Annotated in this window: 20 protein-coding genes; 15 read left to right on the forward strand and 5 right to left on the reverse strand. The window is 73.3% G+C overall.

Going from position 1 to position 23,660, the window contains the following annotated elements; all coding sequences use genetic code 11:
• The first annotated feature begins 10 nt into the window (after positions 1–10).
• Positions 11–1,411 carry an NAD(P)/FAD-dependent oxidoreductase gene (locus ACWC2T_RS32055; RefSeq protein WP_450673839.1) on the forward strand — a complete coding sequence of 467 codons (1,401 nt, stop codon included), beginning with the start codon at positions 11–13 and terminating at the stop codon, positions 1,409–1,411.
• 46 nt (positions 1,412–1,457) lie between these two features.
• On the opposite strand, the gene ACWC2T_RS32060 is transcribed toward ACWC2T_RS32055, so the two are convergent.
• On the reverse strand, positions 1,458–2,222 hold the full coding sequence (locus tag ACWC2T_RS32060; protein WP_450673840.1) for a crotonase/enoyl-CoA hydratase family protein: 765 nt from the start codon (positions 2,220–2,222) through the stop codon (positions 1,458–1,460).
• Between the two features lie 41 nt (positions 2,223–2,263).
• Complete coding sequence (locus tag ACWC2T_RS32065) at positions 2,264–3,238, reverse strand: lysylphosphatidylglycerol synthase transmembrane domain-containing protein (protein WP_450673841.1); 975 nt, start codon at positions 3,236–3,238, stop codon at positions 2,264–2,266.
• A gap of 96 nt (positions 3,239–3,334) precedes the next feature.
• Between ACWC2T_RS32065 and ACWC2T_RS32070 the strand changes: the two genes are divergently transcribed.
• The 11 genes from ACWC2T_RS32070 to ACWC2T_RS32120 all read left to right on the forward strand — a co-directional run bounded on the left by ACWC2T_RS32070 (position 3,335) and on the right by ACWC2T_RS32120 (position 18,090).
• The gene (locus ACWC2T_RS32070) at positions 3,335–5,254 is read left to right on the forward strand and encodes an ABC transporter ATP-binding protein (RefSeq protein WP_450673860.1); all 1,920 of its coding nucleotides are present in this window, start codon (positions 3,335–3,337) and stop codon (positions 5,252–5,254) included.
• Between the two features lie 384 nt (positions 5,255–5,638).
• Entirely contained in the window at positions 5,639–6,178 is a 540-nt protein-coding gene (locus ACWC2T_RS32075) for a (2Fe-2S)-binding protein (protein ID WP_450673842.1), read from the forward strand.
• Positions 6,175–7,170 carry an FAD binding domain-containing protein gene (locus tag ACWC2T_RS32080; protein WP_450673843.1) on the forward strand — a complete coding sequence of 332 codons (996 nt, stop codon included), beginning with the start codon at positions 6,175–6,177 and terminating at the stop codon, positions 7,168–7,170. The genes ACWC2T_RS32075 and ACWC2T_RS32080 overlap by 4 nt, the downstream gene beginning before the upstream one ends.
• A 538-nt stretch (positions 7,171–7,708) precedes the next feature.
• On the forward strand, positions 7,709–9,859 hold the full coding sequence (locus ACWC2T_RS32085; protein ID WP_450673844.1) for a xanthine dehydrogenase family protein molybdopterin-binding subunit: 2,151 nt from the start codon (positions 7,709–7,711) through the stop codon (positions 9,857–9,859).
• A 2-nt stretch (positions 9,860–9,861) separates the two neighbouring features.
• Positions 9,862–12,231, forward strand: a complete 2,370-nt coding sequence (locus ACWC2T_RS32090) for a glycoside hydrolase family 65 protein (protein WP_450673845.1) — start codon at positions 9,862–9,864, stop codon at positions 12,229–12,231.
• A gap of 138 nt (positions 12,232–12,369) precedes the next feature.
• Positions 12,370–13,185, forward strand: a complete 816-nt coding sequence (locus tag ACWC2T_RS32095; protein WP_450673846.1) for a LytR/AlgR family response regulator transcription factor — start codon at positions 12,370–12,372, stop codon at positions 13,183–13,185.
• A 125-nt stretch (positions 13,186–13,310) separates the two neighbouring features.
• Complete coding sequence (locus ACWC2T_RS32100) at positions 13,311–13,676, forward strand: hypothetical protein (RefSeq protein ID WP_450673847.1); 366 nt, start codon at positions 13,311–13,313, stop codon at positions 13,674–13,676.
• 31 nt (positions 13,677–13,707) lie between these two features.
• Entirely contained in the window at positions 13,708–15,444 is a 1,737-nt protein-coding gene (locus ACWC2T_RS32105) for a sodium/solute symporter (protein WP_450673848.1), read from the forward strand.
• 195 nt (positions 15,445–15,639) lie between these two features.
• Positions 15,640–16,833, forward strand: a complete 1,194-nt coding sequence (locus tag ACWC2T_RS32110; protein WP_450673849.1) for a sensor histidine kinase — start codon at positions 15,640–15,642, stop codon at positions 16,831–16,833.
• Positions 16,834–16,977: 144 nt separating this feature from the next.
• Positions 16,978–17,745, forward strand: coding sequence for a methyltransferase family protein (locus tag ACWC2T_RS32115; RefSeq protein ID WP_450673850.1), 768 nt, complete (start codon positions 16,978–16,980; stop codon positions 17,743–17,745).
• A gap of 9 nt (positions 17,746–17,754) precedes the next feature.
• Positions 17,755–18,090, forward strand: a complete 336-nt coding sequence (locus ACWC2T_RS32120; protein ID WP_450673851.1) for a hypothetical protein — start codon at positions 17,755–17,757, stop codon at positions 18,088–18,090.
• 19 nt (positions 18,091–18,109) lie between these two features.
• Here the strand turns inward: ACWC2T_RS32120 and lpdA are convergent, their stop codons facing one another.
• The 3 genes from lpdA to ACWC2T_RS32135 all read right to left on the reverse strand — a co-directional run bounded on the left by lpdA (position 18,110) and on the right by ACWC2T_RS32135 (position 20,770).
• Positions 18,110–19,513 (reverse strand): dihydrolipoyl dehydrogenase, encoded by a 1,404-nt coding sequence (gene lpdA, locus ACWC2T_RS32125; RefSeq protein ID WP_450673852.1) that lies wholly within the window; start codon positions 19,511–19,513, stop codon positions 18,110–18,112.
• A gap of 113 nt (positions 19,514–19,626) precedes the next feature.
• Complete coding sequence (locus ACWC2T_RS32130) at positions 19,627–19,800, reverse strand: hypothetical protein (RefSeq protein WP_450673853.1); 174 nt, start codon at positions 19,798–19,800, stop codon at positions 19,627–19,629.
• Positions 19,801–19,990: 190 nt separating this feature from the next.
• Positions 19,991–20,770, reverse strand: a complete 780-nt coding sequence (locus ACWC2T_RS32135; RefSeq protein WP_450673854.1) for a class I SAM-dependent methyltransferase — start codon at positions 20,768–20,770, stop codon at positions 19,991–19,993.
• Positions 20,771–20,893: 123 nt separating this feature from the next.
• On the opposite strand from ACWC2T_RS32135, the gene ACWC2T_RS32140 reads away from it, so the two are divergent.
• From ACWC2T_RS32140 to ACWC2T_RS32150, 3 genes are all read left to right on the forward strand, one after another.
• On the forward strand, positions 20,894–21,598 hold the full coding sequence (locus ACWC2T_RS32140) for a VanZ family protein (RefSeq protein WP_450673855.1): 705 nt from the start codon (positions 20,894–20,896) through the stop codon (positions 21,596–21,598).
• A 116-nt stretch (positions 21,599–21,714) separates the two neighbouring features.
• The gene (locus ACWC2T_RS32145) at positions 21,715–22,404 is read left to right on the forward strand and encodes a response regulator transcription factor (protein ID WP_450673856.1); all 690 of its coding nucleotides are present in this window, start codon (positions 21,715–21,717) and stop codon (positions 22,402–22,404) included.
• On the forward strand, positions 22,397–23,476 hold the full coding sequence (locus tag ACWC2T_RS32150; RefSeq protein ID WP_450673857.1) for a sensor histidine kinase: 1,080 nt from the start codon (positions 22,397–22,399) through the stop codon (positions 23,474–23,476). Before ACWC2T_RS32145 ends, ACWC2T_RS32150 begins: the two co-directional genes overlap by 8 nt.
• The last annotated feature ends 184 nt before the right edge of the window (positions 23,477–23,660 follow it).

The raw sequence follows: 23,660 nt of genomic DNA on the forward strand, positions 1-23,660 counted from the left end.
GCATCCGGGTATGCCGACTTCTCGCCGTGTCGACGTCCTCGTCGTCGGCGGCGGCCCCGCCGGACTGGCCGCCGCGGCACGGCTGGCCGCCGCCGGTGCCGGGCGGGTGGAGGTGCTGGAACGGGAGGCCGAGGCCGGGGGAGTGCCGCGGCACTGCGCACACGGCGGCTTCGGCACGTGGCCGCATCCGCTGACCGGCCCCCGTTACGCCCGCCTGCTGACGCAGGCCGCAGAACGGGCGGGCGCGGTGATCCGCCCCGGCGTGACGGTCCTGGACTGGGCGACCGCGGAGCCGACCCCGGCCGGTCACGCCCCGGCCCTGGAGGGGCCCCGGTCCCCAACACCCCACCCCACCGCGAAGGCCCCGGCCGGAGGTGTATCCGCAGCGTGTGCGGCGGCGTCGGCCGGGAACGGCCGCGGGGTGTCCGCCGGCTCGGCCGGTCTCGGGGCGGGGCGTGGCCCGGTGCTGATCGCCGTCGGTCCAGGAGGGCTCGAGACCGTCGAGGCACGGGCCGTCGTCCTGGCCACCGGTGCCCGCGAACGCCCCCGCGCCGCCCGGCTGGTGCCCGGCACCCGCCCCGCCGGCGTCTACACCACCGGAGAACTCCAGCAGGCGGTCCATCTGTTCGGGCAGCGGGTCGGCACCCGCGCGGTCGTCGTCGGCGCCGAGGACGTGTCGTACGCGGCGGCCGCCACCGTGCGCGCGGCCGGGGCCGAGGTCGTCGCGCTGGTCACGGAACACCCTCGAGCCCAGACCGGCCGGGCCCGCGCCCGGTCGGCCCGGCTGCGCGACCGCGTTCCGCTGCTGACGCACACCACGGTCACCGAACTCCTCGGCCACGGCCGCTTGTCCGGCGTCCGCGTCCGCCACCGCGACGGCCGTACGGCCGTACTGACCTGCGACACCGTCGTGTTCACCGGAGACTTCGTCCCCGACCAGGAACTCGCCCGCCGCGGTGCCCTCGCCCTGGACCTCGGCACCCGCGGCCCCGCCGTCGACGGCGCCCTGCACACCTCCCGCCCAGGGGTCTTCGCCGCCGGGAACGTGCTGCACGCCGTCGAGCGCGCCGGCGCGGCGGCCGACGAGGGCGCCCGGGTGGCGGTTGCCGTCCTGGACTTCCTGTCGGGCGCCCCCTGGCCTGGCCCGGGAGTCCCGCTCACCGTGGAGGCCCCGCTTCGCTGGATCGCCCCGAACCGCGTCAACCCCCATGCCTGGCCCGCCCGTTACGTCCTGCGCACCGACGCCCCGCTGACCCGCCCGGTCCTCCGGGTCCACCAGGAAGGCCGCCTCCTGCACCGCACGCGCCCGACCCTCGGGACCGCCCTGCCGAACCGCACCCTGACCCTCACCGCGCGCTGGACGGGGCAGGTCGATCCGGAGGGTGGCGCGGTCGTGGTGAGCGTGGGCTGAGCGGGTCGGCTGCCCGTGCGGTGTCCAGCCGGAGGGGCGGGGCGGTTCACAGGTCGGTGAAGGATCCGTGTCGTCCGGCCCCGGAGGCGAACCGGGCGGCACCCTCCGTGCTCTGCGCCAGGACGCCCAGCCCGTGGCGGAGTTCGCCGAGCAGCGCCGTCTCCTCGTCCAGCCCCTCCTGGTCGAGGACCGACGCGCGGTCGCTGCGCAGACAGGCCTGCGGAAAGCGGGCGATCTCCGCGGCCAGCGCCTCGGCCTCGGTGCGGGCGCGTCCGGTCGGCACCACGCGGCTCACGAGCCCCATCGCATAGGCCTCGCGTGCCGGTACGGGCCGGCCGGTGAGGATCATGTCCATGGCCCGGCCGGCGCCGATCAGCCGGGGCAGCCGTACCGTGCCGCCGTCGATCAGCGGCACGCCCCAGCGGCGGCAGAACACCCCGAACACGGCGTCCTCCTCCGCGACCCGCAGATCGCACCACAGGGCCAGCTCCAGACCGCCCGCCACCGCATGCCCGGCGACGGCGGCGATCACCGGCTTCGACAGCCGCATCCGGGTCGGGCCCATCGGGCCGTCACCGCCCTCCGCCACGCGGTTGCCGCGCTCGGTGCCGATCGCCTTCAGGTCCGCCCCCGCGCAGAACGTGCCGCCCTCGCCCCACAGCACCGCGACCCGGGCCTGATCGTCTGCCTCGAACTCCCGGAAGGCCGCGGCGAGTTCCGCGGCCGTCGGCCCGTCGACGGCGTTCCGGGCCTCGGGCCGGGACAGCACGACCGTCGTGACGTACTCATGGCGCTCCACGCGGACCGGCACGGAAAGACCCCCTCGACTCGGCTGGAGAAGACCACTGTGCCTCAGATGACCTTCAGCCGTACCAGCGCCCCCAGCGTCAGCGCCCCCGGCAGCAGCGGCACCCACACGGTGATGATGCGGTAGGCGAGCACCACCGCCGTGGCCACCGCGGCCGGGCCGCCGACGGCGACCAGCGCCACGATCAGGGCGGCCTCGACCGAGCCGAGCCCGCCCGGTGTGGGCACCAGCGCCACCGCGACGGTAGCCGCGAGGTAGGCGAGCACCATGTGCGTCACCGGCACCGGCAGCCGGAGCGCCTGGCCGACCGCGGCGAGACCGGCCGCCTGCAGCGCGGGGAAGGCCAGCGAGCCGCCCCACAGCGCGAGGGCGCGGGCCGGCCGGGTGTGCACCGACCGTGCCTCGCCCAGGGCGTCCCGCACGAACGCGTGCACGCGGGCCCGCAGCGGTCGTACGACGGCCACGACGGCCGCCGCCACCAGCAGCAGGCCGGCCGCGCCCAGCAGCAGCGGCAGGGCCGAGCCGGCCGGCAGCAGGGGGCCGAGCCGCAGCGCGTCGGGGAAGGCCAGCAGCAGCGCGGCCAGCAGACCGAGCCGGCCCACGCACTCGGCCAGCAGATACAGGGCGAGCGCGGCCGAGGAGCGGGCGAGCGGCACCCCGCACACGGTCATGAAGCGCAGGTTCACCGCGCCCGCGCCCAGCCCGGTGGGCAGCAGATGGTTGGCCGAGGCCGCCGCGAACTGGGTGGCCAGCAGCCGCCCCTTCGGCAGCGGCTGCACCACCGCGCCCTGGCGGGTGAACGCGGCGGCCACCCAGGTCAGACAGGTGGCGCCGGCCGCCGCGAGCAGCCAAGGCCAGGAGGCGGTGCGCAACAGGCCGAAGCCCTCGGCGAGCAGCGAGCGGTTCCGTAGGGCGACCATGGCGACGAGTACGAGCGGCACCAGGCACAGCACCTGGCGGACGGGGACGCGACGGGGGAGTCGTTCCCGGGGAGGTGGGGGAAGCGGGACGGCAGTCACATCCGGAGAGGTTCTCCGCGCCGCCCCAACGGGGGGTGAAAACTCAGGAACATTGACCTCAACGAAGGTCGAGGTTCTACGTTCTTTCCCATGAGCATGGAGACCACCGCATGGATGCAGCTGCACAGTGTCATGAACGCGCAGGACAAGCGCCGGCCGTTCGCCCGCGCCACGCTGCGCCGTATCGCCGCCTTCGCCCGCCCGCACCGCGCGGGCATCGTCCGGTTCGTCGTGCTCGGGGTGGTGACCGCACTGCTCGCCGTGGCCACCCCCGTGCTCGCCGGACGCGTCGTCGACGCGATCGTGGCGGGGCACGACTCCGGCACGGTGGTCCGGCTGTCCCTGCTCATCGCGCTCGTCGCCCTCGCGGAGGCGGGGCTCGGCATCCTCGGGCGGCGCCTGTCGGCGACGCTCGGGGAGGGACTCATCCTCGACCTCAGAACGGCTGTGTTCGATCATGTGCAGCGCATGCCCGTCGCGTTCTTCACACGGACTCGTACGGGCGCGCTGGTCAGCCGACTCAACAACGACGTGATCGGCGCCCAGCGGGCGTTCGCCAACACCCTGTCCGGCGTGGTCAGCAACCTGGTCACCCTGCTGCTCACCCTCGCCGTGATGCTCACCCTGTCCTGGCAGATCACCCTGCTCGCGCTGGTGCTGCTGCCGGTGTTCGTGCTGCCCGCCCGCCGCATGGGCACCCGCATGGCCCGCATGCAGCGCGAGGCGGCGGCACTGAACGCGGCCATGGGCACCCGGATGACCGAGCGCTTCTCCGCGCCCGGCGCCACCCTGGTCAAGCTGTTCGGGCGCCCCGAGGAGGAGTCGGCGGAGTTCGCGGCTCGCGCCGCCAGGGTCCGGGACATCGGCGTCCGCACGGCCACCGCCCAGTCCGTCTTCATCACCTCCCTCACCCTGGTCTCCGCCCTCGCGCTGGCCCTCGTCTACGGCCTCGGCGGCTGGTTCGCGCTGCACGGCACCCTGCAGGCGGGCGCGGTCGTCTCCCTCGCCCTGCTGCTGACCCGCCTGTACGCCCCGCTCACCGCGCTGGCCGGGGCCCGGGTCGAGGTGATGAGCGCGCTGGTCAGCTTCGAGCGGGTCTTCGAGGTGCTCGACCTCAAGCCGCTGATCGAGGAGAAGTCGGACGCCCGTGAGGTCCCCGAGGGGCCGGTCGCCGTCGAGTTCGACGACGTCCGCTTCTCCTACCCGGCCGCCGACCAGGTCTCCCTCGCGTCCCTGGAGGAGGTCGCCGCTCTCGACACCCGCGGCGGCTCCGAGGTCCTGCACGGCATCTCCTTCCGCGCCGAACCCGGCCGGACCGTCGCCCTCGTCGGTTCCTCCGGCGCCGGCAAGTCCACCATCGCCCAGCTGCTGCCGCGCCTGTACGACGTCGACGCGGGCGCCGTGCGCATCGGCGGGGTGGACGTCCGCGACCTCACCGCCGCCTCCCTGCGCGGCACGCTCGGCATGGTCACCCAGGACGGCCACCTCTTCCACGACACGGTCCGCGCCAACCTGCTGCTGGCGCGCCCGGACGCCACCGACGACGACCTCTGGGCCGCGCTCGGCCGCGCCCGTCTGGCCGACGTCGTACGGTCCCTGCCCGACGGCCTCGACACGGTGGTCGGCGAGCGCGGATACCGGCTCTCCGGCGGCGAACGCCAGCGCATGACCATCGCCCGGCTGCTGCTGGCCCGCCAGCGCGTGGTCATCCTGGACGAGGCCACCGCCCACCTGGACAACACCTCCGAGGCGGCCGTCCAGGAGGCCCTCACCGAGGCCCTGGAGGGCCGCACCGCCGTGGTGATCGCCCACCGCCTGTCCACGGTCCGGGCCGCCGACCAGATCCTCGTCGTGGAGTCCGGCCGGATCGTGGAACGCGGCACGCACGAAGAACTGCTGGCGGCGCAGGGCCGGTACGCGGAGCTGTACCGGACCCAGTTCGCGGAGCGGCCCGCCGAGGCACCGGAAGCGGTGGTCGTGCACCCGGCCGAGCCGGCCGAGGTGCCGTCGGCCTGAGCGGGCGGTACTGCGGGTCCGGGCGAGGTGTGTCCTGCTCCGGCAGGGCCGCGAGGCGCCGGCACGCCACCGCCGACAGCGTGCAGTTCCAGCAGTACACGTGCAACGGCACCGGCGCCCAACGTTTCCAGGTGGTCCCGGTGACGCCGGGGACATCTCCCTGCGCTTTAACACCACGGGCACCAGCTGGGGGAGCGGCAGCCCCTTGGGCACCTCGCTGCCGCTGAGCCAGTTCTACGTCGTCAAGCCCGGAGCCACCGCCGCACCGCGGACCTGGTCCGCTATCCGTGAGTGAAGGGTGTGGCTCTCCGGACGTGTGAGGCGCCGCCGCGTGGATACGCGGTCTGGACGGACACAGGGCCCGTCCGGAAGGCCATCCCTGCCATGACCAGTGAAAACCGCCTCTCTCCCGCATCGGAGATCACCCTCCGGGTCAACGGGAAGCCCCACACCCTGCACGTCGACCACCGGCGTGTCCTGCTGGACCTGCTCCGGGAGGACCTCGGCCTCACCGGGGCGAAGAAGGGCTGCGACCACGGCCAGTGCGGTGCCTGCACCGTGCTGGCCGACGGCCGCCGCGTCAACAGCTGCCTGTTGCTCGCGGTCGCCCTCGACGGCAGCGAGATCACCACCGTGGAGGGCCTCGGCGGCGACGGTGAGGAGCCGCACCCGCTGCAGCGGGCCTTCCTCGACCGCGATGCCTTCCAGTGCGGCTACTGCACCCCGGGGCAGATCTGCTCCGCCGTCGGCATGCTCGCCGAGGCCGCCGCCGGCCACCCCTCCCACGTCACCGACCCCGCGGCACCCTCCGGTCGGCCCGTCCCGCTGGACCGGCCCGAGATCCGCGAGCGCCTGAGCGGCAACCTCTGCCGCTGCGGCGCCTATCCGCGCATCGTCGAGGCGGTGGAGGACGTGATCCGGTGAACGGCTTCGGATACCTCAGGCCCGGCAGCATCCAGGAGGCCGTCGAGGCGTACGCGGCCCACCCCGGCGCACGCTATCTGGCCGGCGGCACCAACCTGGTCGACCTGATGAAACTCGGCGTCGAGCGCCCCGCGCTGCTCATCGACGTCGGCCGGCTGCCGCTGGACACCGTCGAGGAGCTGCCCGACGGCTCCCTGCGCGTCGGCGCCACCGTCCGCAACAGCGACCTGGCCGCCGACCCCCGCGTCCGCGACCGCTACCCGGTGCTGTCCCAGGCCGTCCTGTCGGGCGCCTCCGGGCAACTGCGCAACGCCGCCACCACCGGCGGCAACCTGCTCCAGCGCACCCGCTGCCCCTACTTCCAGGACCTGGACAAACCCTGCAACAAGCGCGAGCCCGGCAGTGGCTGCGGCGCCCGGGACGGCGTCCACCGCGACCACGCCGTCCTCGGGCACTCCGAACACTGCATCGCCACCAACCCGTCCGACATGGCCGTCGCCCTCGCCGTGCTGGACGCCCAGGTCGAGCTGTACGGCACCGAGGGCACCCGGCGCCTCCCGGCGGCCGAGTTCCACCGGCTGCCGGGCGAGCATCCCGAGCGGGACACCTGGATCTGCCCCGGCGAACTGATCACCGGCGTGCTGCTCCCGGCCGCCACCGCCGGCGTCCCGTCCGCCTACCGCAAGGCCCGGGACCGGGCGTCGTACGCCTTCGCCCTCGCCTCGGTGGCCGTCGTACTCGGGGTCGCCGACACCGTCGTCGACCAGGCGGGGATCGCCTTCGGCGGGCTCGCGCACCGGCCCTGGCGGGCCCGGCACACCGAGCTGGCCCTGCTGGGCGCCCCCGCGACCCCCGAGGCCTTCGAGGGAGCCGTGGCGCTGGAGCTCGCGCACGCCGAGCCGCTGCGGGACAACGCCTACAAGGTGCCCCTCGCCCGCAATCTCGCCCTGGACGTCCTGAACCGCCTCGCCCCGGCCCCTGCGGTGGCCTGAGCCGGCCCGGAAGGAGCGAGCAGAGCAGGAGGAACCCATGACCGCCAACACCCCGGGCATCCCCGCAGACCACCGCACCACATGGCCCCCGCCCCCCGGCACCGGGCCTCTCGCCGAAGGACGGCCAGTGGCGCGCGGCGACTCCCCGGGCGCTCCCGCACTCCAAGGGTCACCGGCCCGCGGCGACGCCCCCGGTGCTCGCGCACCGCAAGGGTCACCGGCCCGCGGCAATGCTCCGGGCACTCCCGCCGAGCAAGGGCCCCCGACTCTCGGCAACTCCCGGGGCTCTCCCGCGGAGCGGCGGGATGCACGGCCCTCGGCGCCTGGCACCGGTGTGGGGACCTGCGTCGAGCGGCGGGCCGAAGGGCCGTCGGCGGGCGGCAACGCCCGGGGCGCCCCGGCAAACCGCTGGGACGCACCGCACACGCCTCCCGGCACCCCCGCCGGAGCCTTCCGCGAGCGCTGCGCAGACGGGGTCCCGGCTGCCGGTGCCTCGGATGCGGCTGTCGGCGAGCATCGGCCGGGCGGGCTCCCCGCCATGGGCGCCTCCGGCGCGGCTGTCGGCGAGCGCCGGTCAGGAGGGAACCCCGTCACCGGCAGCGCCCTGGGCTCGCCCGTGGAGCGGGCGGAAGGGCGGCTGAAGGTCACCGGCGTCGCCCGTTACGCCGCCGAGTACACGCTGCCCGGCCGCGCCCACGCCTGGCCGGTGCCCGCCGCGATCGCCCGTGGCCGGGTCACCGCCGTCGACACCTCGGCCGCCCTCGCCCTGCCCGGCGTCCTCGCCGTCCTCACCCCCTACGACGCGGAGCGCCTCGCCGAACCCGAGGACGCCACGCTCGCCGTACTGCAGGGCTCGCGCGTGCCGCACCGGGGCTGGTGCGTGGCCCTGGCCGTCGCCGACACCCCGGAGACGGCCCGCGCGGCCGCCCGGGCGGTACGCGTCACCTACACGGCCGAACCCCACCACGCCGACCTCGATCCGGAGCGCCCGGACGCCTACGAGCCGGAGGAGACCAACGCCGGATTTCCCGGTCGGGTCGAGCAGGGTGACCCGGAGGCCGCCTACGCCGCCGCCGAGGTCTGCGTCGACGCCACCTACCGGGTGCCGCCGCTGCACAATCACCCCATGGAGCCGCACACCAGCACGGTCGACTGGGACGGGGACCGGCTCACCGTGTACACCTCCAGCCAGGGCGGCACGACCGTGCGGGAGGTGCTCGCCCAGCTGTTCGGGCTGCCCGAGGACCGCGTCACCGTCGTCACCGAGCACGTCGGCGGCGGCTTCGGCTCCAAGGGCACCCCGCGCCCGGACGTCGTGCTCGCCGCGATGGCCGCCCGGCGCACCGGCCGGCCCGTCACCCTCGCCTACCCCCGCCGGTACCTGCCCACCACCGTCGGCCACCGCGCCCCCACCGTGCAGCGCCTCCGCCTCGGCGCGAGCACGGACGGCCGGCTCACCGCCGTACTGCACGAGGTGACCACCCACACCTCCCGCGTGCAGGGGTTCGTCGAGCAGGCCGCCGTGCCCTCACGCGTCATGTACGCCACCCCCGCCCTGCTCAGCTCCCACCGGGTGGTCCCGCTCGACGTGCCCAGCCCGTCCTGGATGCGCGCCCCCGGCGAGGCGCCCGGCATGTACGCACTGGAGTCGGCCGTGGACGAGCTCGCCGACGCCCTCGGCCTCGACCCGGTGGAGCTGCGCGTCCGCAACGAACCCGAACGGGAACCGGAGAGCGGCAAACCCTTCAGCAGCCGGCACCTGGTGGAGTGCCTGCGCGAGGGCGCCCGCCGCTTCGGCTGGGCCGAGCGCGATCCACGGCCGGGGGTGCGCCGCGAGGGCCCGCTGCTCATCGGCACCGGCGTGGCCGCGGCCACCTACCCGGCCGCGGCCGTCCCGGCCACCGCGACCGCCCGAGCCCTGCCCGACGGCACCTGCGCCGTCCGGATCAACGCGACCGACATCGGCACCGGCGCCCGTACCGTGCTCGCCCAGATCGCCGCCGACGCCCTCGGCGTGCCCCTCGGCCGGGTCCGCGCCGAGATCGGGCACAGCGACCTGCCCTCGGCCTGGCTGGCCGGCGGCTCCATGGGCACCGCCTCCTGGGGGTGGGCCGTGCACGAGGCGTGTGCCGAGCTGGCCTCCCGGCTCGCGGCGCACGCCGGACCGTTGCCCGCCGCCGGCATCGAGACCCACGCCGACACCGCCGGGCGGGCCGACGCCGACAGCCCCTACGCCCGGCACGCCTTCGGGGCCCACTTCGCCGAGGTCGCCGTCGACACCGTCACCGGCGAGACGCGGGTTCGGCGGCTGCTCGGGATCTTCGCCGCCGGGCGCATCCTCAACGCCCGTACCGCGCGCTCCCAGTTCACCGGCGGCATGACCATGGGCCTCGGCATGGCCCTCACCGAACACAGCACGCTGGACCGCGCGTTCGGCGACTTCACCGAGGCCGACCTCGCCTCCTACCATGTGCCCGCGCACGCCGACGTCCCCGCCGTCGAGGCCGACTGGATCGACGAGGACGACCCGCACCTCAACCCCATGGGCAGCAAGGGCATCGGCGAGATCGGCATCGTGGGCACCGCGGCCGCCATCGGCAACGCCGTCCACCACGCCACCGGCATCCGCTTCCGTGAGCTGCCCCTCACCCCCGACCGGATCCTCACCGGCCTGCTGTCCGAGGGGTGACCGTGACGGGCCCGACCTGGGAGTACGAGGGCTACCGGCCCGGCGAGGAACGCCTGCGGGAGTCGCTGTGCACCCTGGGCAACGGGTACTTCGCCACCCGCGGGGCACTGCCCGAGTGCACCGCGGACGAGATCCACTACCCGGGCACCTATGTGGCCGGCTGCTACGACCGGCTCACCTCCGAGGTCGCCGGACGCCGGGTCGAGAACGAGGACATGGTCAACCTGCCCAACTGGCTGCCGCTGCGCTTCCGCCCGGTGGGCGGCGCCTGGCTCATCCCGGACTCCGCCCCCGTCACCGAACACCTGCTGATCCTCCATCTCGACCCCGGCCTGCTCGAACGCCGCACCAGCTACGGCCTCGACGGCGGCGCCACGCTCCATGTGCGCCAGCTGCGCCTGGTCCACCTGGCGGACCGCCATATCGCCGCCCTGCGTACGGAGTTCACCGTGGAGGGAGGCGGGACAGAGCTGGAGGTCGAGGCCGCGCTCGACGGACGCGTCACCAACTCCGGCGTGGCCCGCTACCGCGACCTGGACGGCCGGCACCTCACCCAGATCCGCACCGGCCTCGCCGCGCACGGGGCGATGTGGCTGCGCTGCCACACCCGCACCTCCCGCATCGAATGCGCCCTCGCGGCCCGGCTGGCCGCCGACGCCCCGGTGGCGACGGCGCACGAAGCCCTGCGCGCCGTCCAGCACCTGAGGGTGCGCCTGGCACCCGGCCGTACCGTCACCGTCGACAAGACGGTCGCGCTGCACACCTCGCACGACCCCGCCATCGGGGACCCGCTGGACGCGGCCGTCGACCGCGTCGGCGAAGCCCCCCGGTTCGACGCCCTGCTGGAGACGCACGCCACGGCCTGGGAGCAGTTGTGGCGGCGCACCGCGCTGGAGGTGCCCGGCGAGGCGGGCAGCATCCTGCGCCTGCACCTGTTCCACGTGCTGCAGACGCTGTCGCCGCACACGGCCGACCTCGACGTAGGCGTCCCCGCGCGCGGACTGCACGGCGAGGCCTACCGCGGCCATGTCTTCTGGGACGAACTCTTCGTCCTGCCCTACCTCAACCTGCACCTCCCCGAGGTCTCCCGCGCCCTGCTCCACTACCGCCACCGGCGTCTGGACGCCGCCTGCCACGCGGCCGGGGAACTCGGCCGGCGCGGCGCGCTCTACCCGTGGCAGAGCGGCAGCGACGGCCGTGAGGAGACCCAGGAACTCCACCTCAACCCCCGCTCCGGCCGCTGGCTGCCGGACCACTCCCGGCTCCAGCACCACGTCGGCTCGGCGGTGGCCTACAACATCTGGCAGTACTGCGAGGCCACCGGGGACACCGACTTCCTGCACGGCGAGGGCGCCGAGATGCTGCTGCACATCGCCCGCTTCTGGGCGGACTCGGCCGGCTACGACGACCACCTCGGCCGGTATCGCATCCGGGGGGTGATGGGCCCCGACGAATACCACGACGCCTACCCCGGCGCGGCCGAACCCGGACTGGACGACAACGCGTACACGAACGTCACCGCCGCCTGGGTGCTCGCCCGCACCCTCGACCTGCTGAGCCTCCTGCCCGAGCCGCGCCGCCGCGAACTCACCGAGAGCATCGGCCTGGACGAGGACGAGCCCGCCCGCTGGGAGGAGATCTCCCGCACCCTCCACATCCCCTTCCACGACGGGGTGATCAGCCAGTTCGAGGGCTACGGCGACCTCGCCGAGCTGGACTGGGACGGCTACCGCAAGCGGTACGAGGACATCCGCCGCCTCGACCGGATCCTGGAGGCCGAGGGCGACACCGTCAACCGCTACAAGGCGTCCAAACAGGCCGACGTGCTGATGCTCGGCTACCTCTTCTCGGCCACCGAACTCCGCTCCCTCTTCCGGATGCTGGGCCATCACCTCGACGAACGGACGTGGACGGCCACCGTCGACCACTACCTCCACCGCACCTGCCACGGCTCCACCCTCAGTGGCCTGGTGCACGGCTGGATCCTGACCCGCGCCCGCCGCGTCGGCGCCTGGGCCTTCGTCCAGGAGGCGCTGCGCGGCGACATCGCCGACCTGCAGGGCGGCACCACCGGCGAGGGCATCCACCTCGGCGCCATGGCCGGCACCCTCGACCTCGTCCAGCGCGGGCTGACCGGCCTGGAGACCCGTGACGGCGCCCTGTGCCTCGACCCGGTCCCGCTGCCCGAACTCTCCTCCTACGGCTTCGCCATCCGCTACCACGGCCACTGGGGTGTCCATCTGCGCCTGCGCAGCGACCTCCTGGAGATCGCCGTACCGGACTCCGACCTCGCACCCATCGACGTCTGCCTGCGCGACCGGGTGGTGCCGGTCGGTCCGGGCGAGGCGGCCCGGCTGGTGGTCCCGGACTGACACCGCCCGGCCACGCCGGATCGATGTCTGAGCCGGATCGATGTCAAGCCAGAGGCGGCGACCCGCGATCTCGACGCGGACGGCCGGGGAGACCACCATGCACCGGTAAGTGGTTGAAACGGGAAGGAGATAACGGAGATGAGCGCGAGCGACGTTCCCCTGCGTGTGCTGGCGGTGGACGACGAGGAGCCCGCGCTCGGGGAGCTGTTGTACCTCCTGGAGCGGGATCCCCGGGTCGGCACCGTGGTGCCCGCGGCGGGACCCACCGAGGCGCTGCGCCGGCTCGGCCGGGCCGTGGCGGACGGTCCGGACGGCGAGGAGGCGGTCGACGTCGTCTTCCTCGACATCAACATGCCAGGGCTCGACGGCCTCGAACTCGCCCGGCTGCTGGGCGGGTTCGCCGCGCCACCGCTGATCGTCTTCGTCACCGCCCACGACGGCTTCGCGGTCCGCGCCTTCGACCTCAAGGCCGTCGACTACCTGCTCAAGCCCCTGCGCAAGGAGCGCTTCGCCGAGGCCGTGCGCCGGGTCGCCGAACTGGTCCGGGCCGGACAGGGTCCCCGGCCGGCCGCCGCCCCCGCCACGACCGCCCCCGAGCAGGGGCCCGCCTGGGGCGATCAGGTACCCGTCGAGCTGGGCGGGGTGACCCGGTTCGTACCCATCGCCGACATCACCTACGTCGAGGCCCAGGGCGACTACGCGCGACTGCACACCCCGCGCGGCAGCCACCTCGTCCGCGTCGCGCTGTCCACCCTGGAGGAGCAGTGGCGGGCGCGCGGGTTCGTGCGCATCCACCGCAGCCGGCTCGTCGCGCTCGGCCGCATCGAGGAACTCCGCCTGGACGGCGGCAACATGACCGTGCGGATCGGCGACCGCGTCCTCGCCGTGAGCCGGCGCAACGCCCGGGAACTGCGGGACCTGCTGGCCAAGCACGCGGCGGGCAGGGCCCGTTGAGCACCTGCGGCGGTGGCCGGGTGACGGACCTGTGGCGATTCCGGTCCATCCGCTGCCCCGGCGCCGGTCCGCTGCGTACACTCGCCGCAGCACAAGGTGATCACCGCTGCGTCGGGGAGTGCGTCATGGGTGCGGAATCCGTCCCTCGCAGGGAGGTGGTCACCGGACGACCGAGCCCCTACAGCGCTTCGACCGCAGCACGCCCGGCTCCCTCACCGCACCCCGGACCCGACGCCCACGTCCGGCAATTGATGCAGCGTCAGTTACGCGCCGCACTCGTCGCCCTCGCCCTCCTCGCGACCCCGCTGGGCCTGCTCCCCGTACTCCTGCGCATCCTGCCGCTCGCCGACGCGGCACCCCGCGTCCCCCTGGCCGTATGGATCGCGCTGGGCGTGGCGCCGTACCCCGCCCTCCTGGCCATCGGCGCCTGGTACGTCCGCCGTGCCGAGCGCAACGAGACCGACACGGCCGCCCCCACGGAACACCCCTGACCATGCGCCGACTTCCCGCCGGAGCCGGCCGGTGAACCAGACGTACGGCATCGTGGGCGTGACCGTTGTGATCCTCGCCACGGTCCTCGTCGGCGCGCTCGGCCTGCGCATCTCCCGTACCACCTCCGACTTCTACGTCGCCTCGCGCACCGTCGCCCCCCGGCTCAACGCCTGCGCGGTCAGCGGTGAGTACCTGTCCGCCGCCTCCTTCCTCGGCGTCGCCGGACTCGTCCTCGCCCAGGGCGTCGACATGCTGTGGTTCCCCATCGGCTACACCGCCGGGTTCCTGGTCCTGCTGGCCTTCGTCGCCGCCCCGCTGCGCCGCTCCGGCGCCTACACCCTGCCCGACTTCGCCGAGGCACGGTTGGAGTCCCGGGCGGTGCGACGGATCGCCGGTGTGCTGGTCGTCGGCATCGGCTGGCTGTATCTGCTGCCCCAGCTGCGCGGCGCCGGACTCACCCTGCGGCTGCTCACCGGCGCACCCGGCTGGCTCGGCGGTCTGGTCGTCGCCGCCGTGGTGACCGCGGCCGTCGCCGCCGGCGGGATGCGCAGCATCACCTTCGTCCAGGCCTTCCAGTACTGGCTGAAACTCACCGCCCTGCTGGTGCCCGTGGTGTTCCTGCTGCTGGCCTGGCGCGGCGACCACGCCCCGGCACCCGCCTGGGACGACCGGCCCGTCTTCCACCGCTCCACCGAGGTCCGCGTCGACCGGCCCCTCACCCTCACCGTGCGCGAGCCGGTCCGGGTGACCGCGTCCGGGACCGTCGACGGCCACGGGGTGCGGGGACTTTCGCTGCGGCTCGGCGAGGGCCGCCACCGGATCGCCGCGGACACGACCCTGCGCTTCCCGGCCGGCGCCCGCGTCCCCCTGCCGAGCCGGGCGGCCGACCGCACCGCACCCTCCAGCTGGGCCGAGCCGCTGTCCTCGGACCGCGAACAGCACGGCCTGTACGCCACCTACGGGCTGATCCTCGCCACCTTCCTCGGCACCATGGGCCTGCCGCACGTCGTCGTCCGCTTCTACACCAACCCCGACGGCCGCGCCGCCCGCCGCACCACCGTCAGCGTGCTCGCCCTGCTCGGCGCCTTCTACCTCCTCGTCCCCCTGTACGGCATGCTCGGCCGCCTGTACGCCCCCGACCTGCTCCTGACCGGCGACACCGACGCGTCGGTCCTCGTCCTGCCGCAGCGGCTGCTCGGCGGGGTCCCCGGGGACCTGCTCGGCGCCCTAGTCGCCGGCGGCGCCTGCGCGGCGTTCCTCTCCACGGCGTCCGGGCTCACCATGTCCGTCGCGGGCGTCCTCGCCCAGGACGTCCTGCCCACGCTCGGCGTGCGCCACTTCCGGCTCGCCACGCTGCCCGCGATCGCGGTGCCGACCGCGGCCGCGGCCGTGGGCAGCGACCTGCCCGTGGCCGACGCGGTCGGCCTCGCCTTCGCCGTCTCGGCCTCCTCCTTCTGCCCGCTGCTCGTGCTCGGCATCTGGTGGCGCGGCCTGACCCCGCCGGGCGCGATCGCCGGTCTCGTCCTCGGCGGCGGCTCCGCGCTCACCGCGGTGACGGCCACCATCGCCGGCGGCGCACGCTCCGGCTGGCTGCACACCCTGCTGGCCTGGCCCGCGGTGTGGTCCGTACCTGTCGGCTTCGCCGCGATGGTCCTGACCTCCCTGGCCACCCGCAGCCGCGTCCCACCCGGCACCGCCGCGACCATGGCCCGCCTCCACCTCCCCGAACCTCCCGCCCCCACCCGCCCCGAAGCGGCGACCACCTGACCGAGGAGCCGTCGTGCAGACCAGCGCCACCGAGACCCGAACCGCGGCACCCGCCCGCTGCCCCGACGCGCACACGGGCGACCGGAACCGCGGAGAGCGCGAGAGGCGCCGGGCGGTCGCCGGCGCTGCCGGGCGCCGCTCCGCCATGCCCCGGCGCTCCGCCACTCGCCCCGCCGGCCCGAACGCGCATCGCCCATGACCGTCCTCGGTACCGCGGCGCTCGCTCTCGTCGGGTTCGCGCTGTTCGTGCTCGGTGCTGCTCTCGGGCACGCGGCGGCGCGCCGGCAGCAGGAGCACTCGGCCGACAGCGACGGGACGCGTGCCCTGGTCCACGGCCTGCACACGGCCGCGCTCGCCGCGGCACCCCTGCGCGCCGGGCTCACCCCCGACACCGCCCGCAAATCGGCCCGCAGGCTGCGCCCACTGCTCGGCACCCCCGCCGTCGCCCTCACTGACGACACCGCCGTACTGGCCTGGGACGGCGTCGGCGACCACCACCGCGCGGAGGTGACGGCACGGCTCGCCCACCCACCCCGCGCCCGGACCTTCCCGCTGTCCTGCGACGACGCCGGCTGCCCCGTCCGCTGGGGCGCCCTGGTGCCGCTCTCCGCCGACGACGGTGCCCCCGGCGCCCTCGCCGTGTTCGCCGCCGAGGAGTCCACCGCGGTCCTCCGGGCCGGCGAGGAAGCGGCCCGCCGGCTCTCCCTGGAGCTGGAGCTCGCGGGCCTCGACCGGGCGCGTACCAGCGCCCACGAGGCCGAGGTCCGGGCCCTGCGCGCCCAGATCTCCCCGCACTTCATCTACAACTCCCTCGCGAGCATCGCCTCCTTCGTCCGCACCGACCCCGAGCGCGCCCGCGAACTCCTGCAGGAATTCGCCGACTTCACCCGCTACTCCTTCCGTCGCGGCGGCGACTTCACCACCCTCGCCGAGGAGTTGCGCTCCATCGAGCAGTACCTGGAACTCGCCCGCGCCCGCTTCGGCCGCCGTCTGAAGGTCACCCTGCGCATCGCCCCCGAGGTGCTGCCGGTGACCCTTCCGTTCCTGTGTCTGCAGCCCCTCGTCGAGAACGCTCTCAAACACGGCCTGGAGGAGTCCGTGGAGCGCATCGGCGTCTCGATCACCGCAGAGGACGAGGGCACCGAGGCCCGGGTCGTCATCGAGGACGACGGCATCGGCATGGAACCGGAACGCCTGCGCACGATCCTGCGCGGCACGGCCGGCGCCGCCACCGGCATCGGTCTGAGCAACGTCGACCGCCGGCTGCGCCAGGTCTACGGCGACGACCACGGCCTCGTCATCGAGACCGGCGTCGGCGCCGGCACGAAGATCACACTCCGCGTCCCGAAGTTCCGTCCGGGCATCCAGGTCCAGGCCCCGCCACCGTGATCCCGACCACCACCCGCAGGCCGGCGGGGCCCCCTTCTCCATCCACGGATGGAGGCGGGTGGAGGCGGGTGGAGGCGGGTGGAGGTCTCTCCATCGACCCGTCGGTGGTGGTGTTCCGCCTGGTAGGCGGCGCAGTCTTGAGGCATGGATTCTCTGCACTCGGCACTTGTGCTGATCATCGGAGTCTGCGCTCTGATCTTCGTCGCCGCCTGGATGGCGGGCGCCGTCTACTTCGGGCTGCAAGGTCCGGCCGGCCCGCGCGGCTGGGTGCGCGGACTGCGTCGCACCCTGCCGCGCCGCCTCCTGCTGATCGCGGGCGTCTACGTGTTCTTCACCCTGGCCGGGCACTCCCAGGGCTTCTGGCGTCACCTGCAGTACTGGCAGCCGGAGCTGGCGTTGCCGGGTGTCGTCCTCGCCGTCGCCTCGACCGCCCTGCTGCTCTGGGCCCGCTGGGTCCTGGGCACCATGTGGGCCAGCGTCCCGATGGTCCAGGAACATCACGAGCTGCGCACGAGCGGACCGTACCGGCTGGTCCGGCACCCCATCTACACCGGGCTCCTGGGTTTGATCACCGGTGGCATGCTCGCCTCCGGATTCGGCGTCTGGACAGCCTATCTGGTGGTCGCCGTCCCGTGGCTGCTGCGCCGGGTCCGGATCGAGGACGCCCTGATGGCCCACCAGTTCGGCGCCTCCTACGACGCCTACCGCGCCGAGGTCCCGGCGCTGATACCCCGCCTGCGCCCCGCCCGGTCCGGCTCCCGCCGCATCGACAGCGCGAGCCTGTCGGAGGGCACCCTCGACGAGCGCCCGGTTCGGTCCACGGACCGCGACCGCGGTCCTCACCGTGCGGGTCCGGCGGATCTGGCGGATAGTGAGGGAAGGACGACGTCCCCGGCAGCTCCCCGTACTTGAGGAGGCTCGATGCCTTCTTCACGGTCGCTGGCCGCGCTCATCGGCATCGCGTCGCTCGGCATCGCGCTCAGCGCATGCCAGGACCAGGCGTCCGGTCAGATAGTGGCGCGAAGCGGTGTCAGGCTCGTGGAGACCGTCTCCAACCCGTCGATCCACGGATGTCACCGCTTCTCCGAGGGCGTGACCCACGTCAACAACCAGACACAGAGCAGCCTGCTCCTGTACACGACACCGGACTGCACCGTACCGCCGGGTGGGCAGAGCACCTACCTGGACATCGGGGCGACGGACCAGGTCGTCAGGACCACGGACCAGTGGCGCAGCTTCTCCTTCGCCCCCGAATGAGCTGAACTCAGTCCCAGGGTCAGAGGTTGATCATGTGCCCCGCGAGGCCGTGCAGGGCGTCCTGCACCGACTCGCTCAGCGTCGGATGTGCGTGGACGTTCCTGATCAGCTCGTTCACCGTCAGGTCCCACTTCTGCGCCAAGGTCAGTTCCGGCAGCAGCTCGGTGACGTCGGGGCCGATCAGGTGGGCGCCGAGCAGCTCGCCGTAACGGCCGTCACCGACCAGTTTGACGAACCCGGCGGTGTCGCCGAAGCCGTGCGCCTTGGCGTTGGCCGTGAAGGGGAACTTCGCCACGCGGACGTCGAAACCCTGGGCGCGTGCCTCGCTCTCGGTCCAGCCGAAGCTGGCGATCTGGGGCCGGCAGAACGTGGCGCGCGGGATCATGCGGTAGTCCAGCTCCATGGTCTCAGCACCCGCGATGCTCTCGGCGGCGACGATGCCCATCGCCTCGGCGGCGTGGGCCAGCATCAGCTTCGCCGTGACGTCGCCGATCGCGTAGATGTGCGGCCGGCTGGTGCGGCAGTGCCCGTCGACGTCGATGGCTCCGCGGTCGGTGAGCCGTACCCCCGTGCTGGACAGACCGTAGCCGCTGGTCCGGGGCTGGAAGCCCGTCGCCTGCAGGACCTTCTCCGCCTCCAGGACCTGCTGGCAGCCGCCCTGTTCGACCAGCACGCGGACGCTGTCCTCGTGCTCTTCGATGGACTGCACGCGGGCCGAGGTCAGCAGGTGGATGCCCTGGCGTGTGAAGCGTTTGGCGAGCTCGGCCGAGACCTCCTCGTCCTCCAGCGGCGCGATGCGGTCGAGGAACTCGACCAGCGTGACCTCCACGCCGTAGGAGCGGAGCAGGGTGGCGAACTCGACCCCGATGGCGCCGGCGCCGGCGATGACCATGCTGCCCGGGAGGCTGTCGGCGAGGATCTGCTCCTCGTAGGTGACCACGCGCCTGCCCAGCGCTGTACCGGGGAGCAGCTTGACGGTCGCGCCGGTGGCGATGATGCAGGAGCGGAAGGAGAGCGTCGCCTCGCTGCCGCTCATCCGCACCTGCAGCGTGTGCGGGTCGAGAAAGGTGCCCTGGCCCTCGAACTGGGTGATCCCGTTCTTGCGCATGAGGTAAGCGACGCCCTTGGCGCGTCCTTCGGCCACCACCCGGCTGCGCTCGTACGCGGCCCGGTAGTCCAGGGTGACATCCCCGCTGATCTTCACCCCGAACTTCTCCGCGTCGTGCAGGAACAACTGCGCGACCTCGGCGTTGCGCAGCAGCGCCTTCGCCGGGATGCAGCCGATATTCAGGCAGACACCACCCCAGAACCGGCCCTCCACCACGGCCGTGCGCAGTCCCAGCTGTGCGCAGCGGATGGCGGCCACGTATCCGCCGGGGCCGGCTCCCAGAACCACGACATCGAAGTCACTGTCCGTGCTCATCCCTCCACCTCACGGTCGCTCTCGAATGCAGTCGGCCTCCGCGATTCAGTGCGCGCAGCATCAGGGGGAACGAGCACCTGCGGCTCGTCGTGGCCACGTCCACAGCCTCCACCTTAGGAGCGTTCATCGTCGCGGTCGCGTCGTGTCGACGTGGCTCCCGTGCCGTCGACCGTCATGGTCAGGGACCTGCCCACCGGGGCCCGCACGGCCGCGTCGGCGTCGAGGGCGAGCCGGGTCAGGTACGAGGTGCCGGTGACTGTCCACGTCGAGCCGCTCTCGGGCGCCACGAGAGGCACCACGACAGGTGCCGGGCGCGGGCCGGACCGGCAGGGGGCGCACGCTGTTGCCGACGACACCGGTGTGCGGAGCCAAGTCGGCTTCGGGCGTGGCGAGTTCGAGGGCGGGGACTACGTCGACGAGCGGTTCCAGCGTGAAGGGGTGGTCGGCGTCCTGGCCGTATGCGCCGGGATCGCCGCTTCACAGCCGCCGGACGCGCAGCACGCCGGTCAGCATCGGGAGAGTGAACTCGCCGCGGGCGGTCTCCGGTCTGCCCGCGAGGAATGCGCGGATCCGGCCCAGCGTGACGTCTCGTTCCTGGTCCGGCATGACCAGCACCCCCGCGCGCGTCGCGATGGTCGCGACGAGCGAGTCAGCGGTACGGCGCTGCCCGTGCGGGAACTCGGCCTGCTCCGGCGAGCCGAACCGGGCGGCCACGCCAGCCCCGGGAAGGTGCATGCCGGACGTCTCGGCGCGCCAGCGGGCGGGCGTGTCACGCGGGCCGATGGCCGCGCTCCCGCCGACCCGCGCGAGCCCGGAAACCCACTCGACCCGGTCGTCCATGAGGTTCCACAGGCCGGCCAGGACACCGCTGGGCGCGAGGACCCTGGCGATCTCGGGCCCAGCGACTGCCATGTCGAACCAGTGCATGGCGTTGCCGGCCAGCGCGGCATCGACAGAGGCGTCCGGCAGCGGTATCGCCTCGGCACGGCCCGACAGGGCACGGACGGCCGGCAGTGAACGCCGCAGCTCGGTCAGCATCCCCGGGTCGGGCTCGACCGCGATGACTTCGGCACCCAGTGCGACCAGCGTGGCCGTCAGCTTGCCGGTTCCGGCGCCGAGGTCGAGCACGCGCGGGCCGGGCGCGGGTTCGAGCGCCCAGCGCACCGCGGCGGGCGCGTAGTCCGGACGGTGTTCGGCGTATGCGACCGCCGCCGCGCCGAACGACGAGGCGTGTAGCAGCCGTTCATCCTGATCCACACGGTGACGCTAGCGGTGCTGTGTGCGTTCGGCCACCCCGCCTCACTGCTTCGGCACGGTGTATCGCGGGCGTATGGAAAATCGCATACGGCACCGCAACCTCCCTCCGCCTCCAATGAGGGCATGAACGACAAGGCATCCCTGTCAGCACCGCCCCGCCGTACACGCAGGATCGTGCTCCTCGGCCTGGTGATCCTCGGCGTGGCGAGCGCTGTGTTCGTCGTGCGGCGGCCGCTCATGATGTCCGCTCCGAGGTGCATGGCGGGGCGGTGGCACGGCTGCTTCGACACGTTCAACGGTGTGGTGCTCATGACGTTGGTCACGCTGCCGTTGGCCGCGCTGGTGGTGTGGGCTCTGGCGCACCGCCGCCGTGCCGCCGGCATCACAGGGGCGTGGCGGACGTCTCTGGCCGAGGTGGGCATGGTCCACGGGACGGTGCCGTTCCTCTGGATGACCATGATGCCGGGCGCCGGGGCCGGCACCGCCCCCCGCCGGGTGAGCCTGGTGCCGCTGCGGGACCTGCGCACGGTGGGCTGGGGCGAGATCGTCGGCAACCTGCTGATCTTCGCCGCGCTGGCATTCTTCGCCCCGATGCGGTTCACGGCGCTGGCGTCCCTGCCACGGATCCTGGCGCTCGGGGCGGGCTGTTCGGTCCTGGTCGAGACCGCGCAGTACGTCCTGTGGCTGGACCGGGTGTCCTCCGTGGACGACGTACTGGTCAACACCGTCGGCGCCGTGCTGGCCGCGCTGGCGTCCCGTCGCTGGTGGCGCACCACGGCACGAACGCCGTCGGACGAGCCTCGCCCCGCGCCGGCACCGGCAGGCTGAGCCGCGTGTCCGGTGTCCTCGCACACGATCTTGTACACGATCGTGCGCACGTCTTCGCATACGTCCGCACGTCTTCGCATACGTCGACGACATGGTGCGCTGCTTAGGCTTCAGACATGCGCGTACTGATCGTGGAGGACGAGCCCTACCTGGCCGAAGCCGTCCGTGACGGTCTGCGGCTGGAGGCGATCGCCGCCGACATCGCCGGAGACGGCGACTCCGCCCTGGAACTGCTCAGCGTCAACTCCTACGACATCGCGGTCCTCGACCGCGACATCCCCGGCCCCTCCGGCGACGAGGTCGCCCGGCGCATCGTCGCCTCCGGCAGCGGCATCCCCATCCCCATCCTCATGCTCACCGCCGCCGACCGGATCGACGACAAGGCGTCCGGGTTCGAGCTCGGCGCCGACGACTACCTCACCAAACCGTTCGAGCTGCGGGAACTCGTACTGCGGCTGAGGGCGCTCGACCGCAGACGCGCGTACGCCCGGCCCCCGGTCCGCGAGGTCGCGGGCCTGCGCCTCGACCCCTTCCGCCGGGAGGTCTTCCGCGACGGACGCTACGTCGCACTCACCCGCAAACAGTTCGCCGTGCTCGAAGTCCTCGTCGCCGCCGAAGGCGGTGTCGTCAGCTCCGAAGAGCTGCTGGAGCGGGCCTGGGACGAGAACGCCGACCCCTTCACCAACGCCGTGCGCATCACCGTCTCCGCACTGCGCAAACGGCTCGGCGAACCATGGATCATCGCCACGGTGCCGGGTGTCGGCTACCGCATCGACACCGCCCGCCCCGGAAGTACGCATGCATAGACGCCCAGGCCTCAGTGTCCGGCTGAAGCTCACCCTCAGCTATGCCGGGTTCCTCGTCGTCGCCGGAGCGCTCCTGCTGGTCGTGGTGTGGATGTCCGTGCTGCGCTACGTGCCCGACACCCCCAAGGGCCTACTCGGCATCTCGCCCAACCGCTACCTGCTCGAGCACACCTTCGCCTCCGCCGCCGCTGTGGCGATGGTCTTCCTGCTCGGGTTCGGCCTCGTGGGGGGATGGTTCCTCGCCGGCCGGATGCTCGCACCGCTGACACAGATCACGGAGGCGGCACGGATGGCCGGGAACGGGTCGCTTTCCCACAGGATCCGCATGAAGGGCCGCCAGGACGAGTTCCGTGAACTCTCCGACGCGTTCGACACCATGCTCGAACAACTCGAGTCGCACGTCGCCGAGCAGCAGAGGTTCGCCGCGAACGCCTCCCATGAACTGCGCACCCCGCTGGCCATCTCGCAGACACTGCTCGACGTCGCCCGCAAGGCCCCCGCGCGGGACCAGGGCGAACTCATCGAGCGCCTGCAGACCGTCAACACGCGGGCGATCGGCCTCACCGAGGCCCTCCTGCTGCTCAGCCGCAGTGACCGCGGCGACTTCCCCCGTGAGCGGGTCGACCTCTCCCTCCTCGCCGAAGAAGCCGCCGAAACGCTGCTTCCCCTCGCCGAACAGCGTGGGATCACGCTCGACGTCACCGGTGGGGCGGCCCGGACCACCGGCTCCGCGGAGCTCCTGCTGCGGATGGTGACGAACCTCGTCCAGAACGCCATCGTCCACAACGTCCCCGCCGGCGGCACTGTGACGGTCCACACCGAGGCGCAGGGCGACGCGAGCGTGCTGCGCGTCGAGAACACGGGCCGTCGGCTCCCCCCGGAACTGGTCCCGACCCTCACCGAACCCTTCCAGCGAGGAACGGAACGCGTCCGCACCGACGAGCACGCCGGTGTCGGCCTCGGCCTCGCCATCGTGCACAGCATCGTCCGCGCCCACGACGGGACCCTCGACCTCGTCCCCCGCCCCGCCGGCGGTCTCCTCGTCACGGTTCGGCTGCCCGGCACGCCGTAGGCATCGTCCCCGAGCGGGGTCCACTCATTGAGGTCCTTGAGTTCCTTGAGGTCCTTGGGGTCCTTGGGGTCGACACCGGTTTCACCCGCGATGGGTGACAGATCATGTACCGAGTCGACGGCGGCCTCCAGACTCAGCAGGTGTGCTGTCCGGGCCGTCGGCTCCGTGCCGCCTCACCCGCACC

The sequence above is a fragment of the Streptomyces sp. NPDC001393 genome (assembly GCF_053597455.1).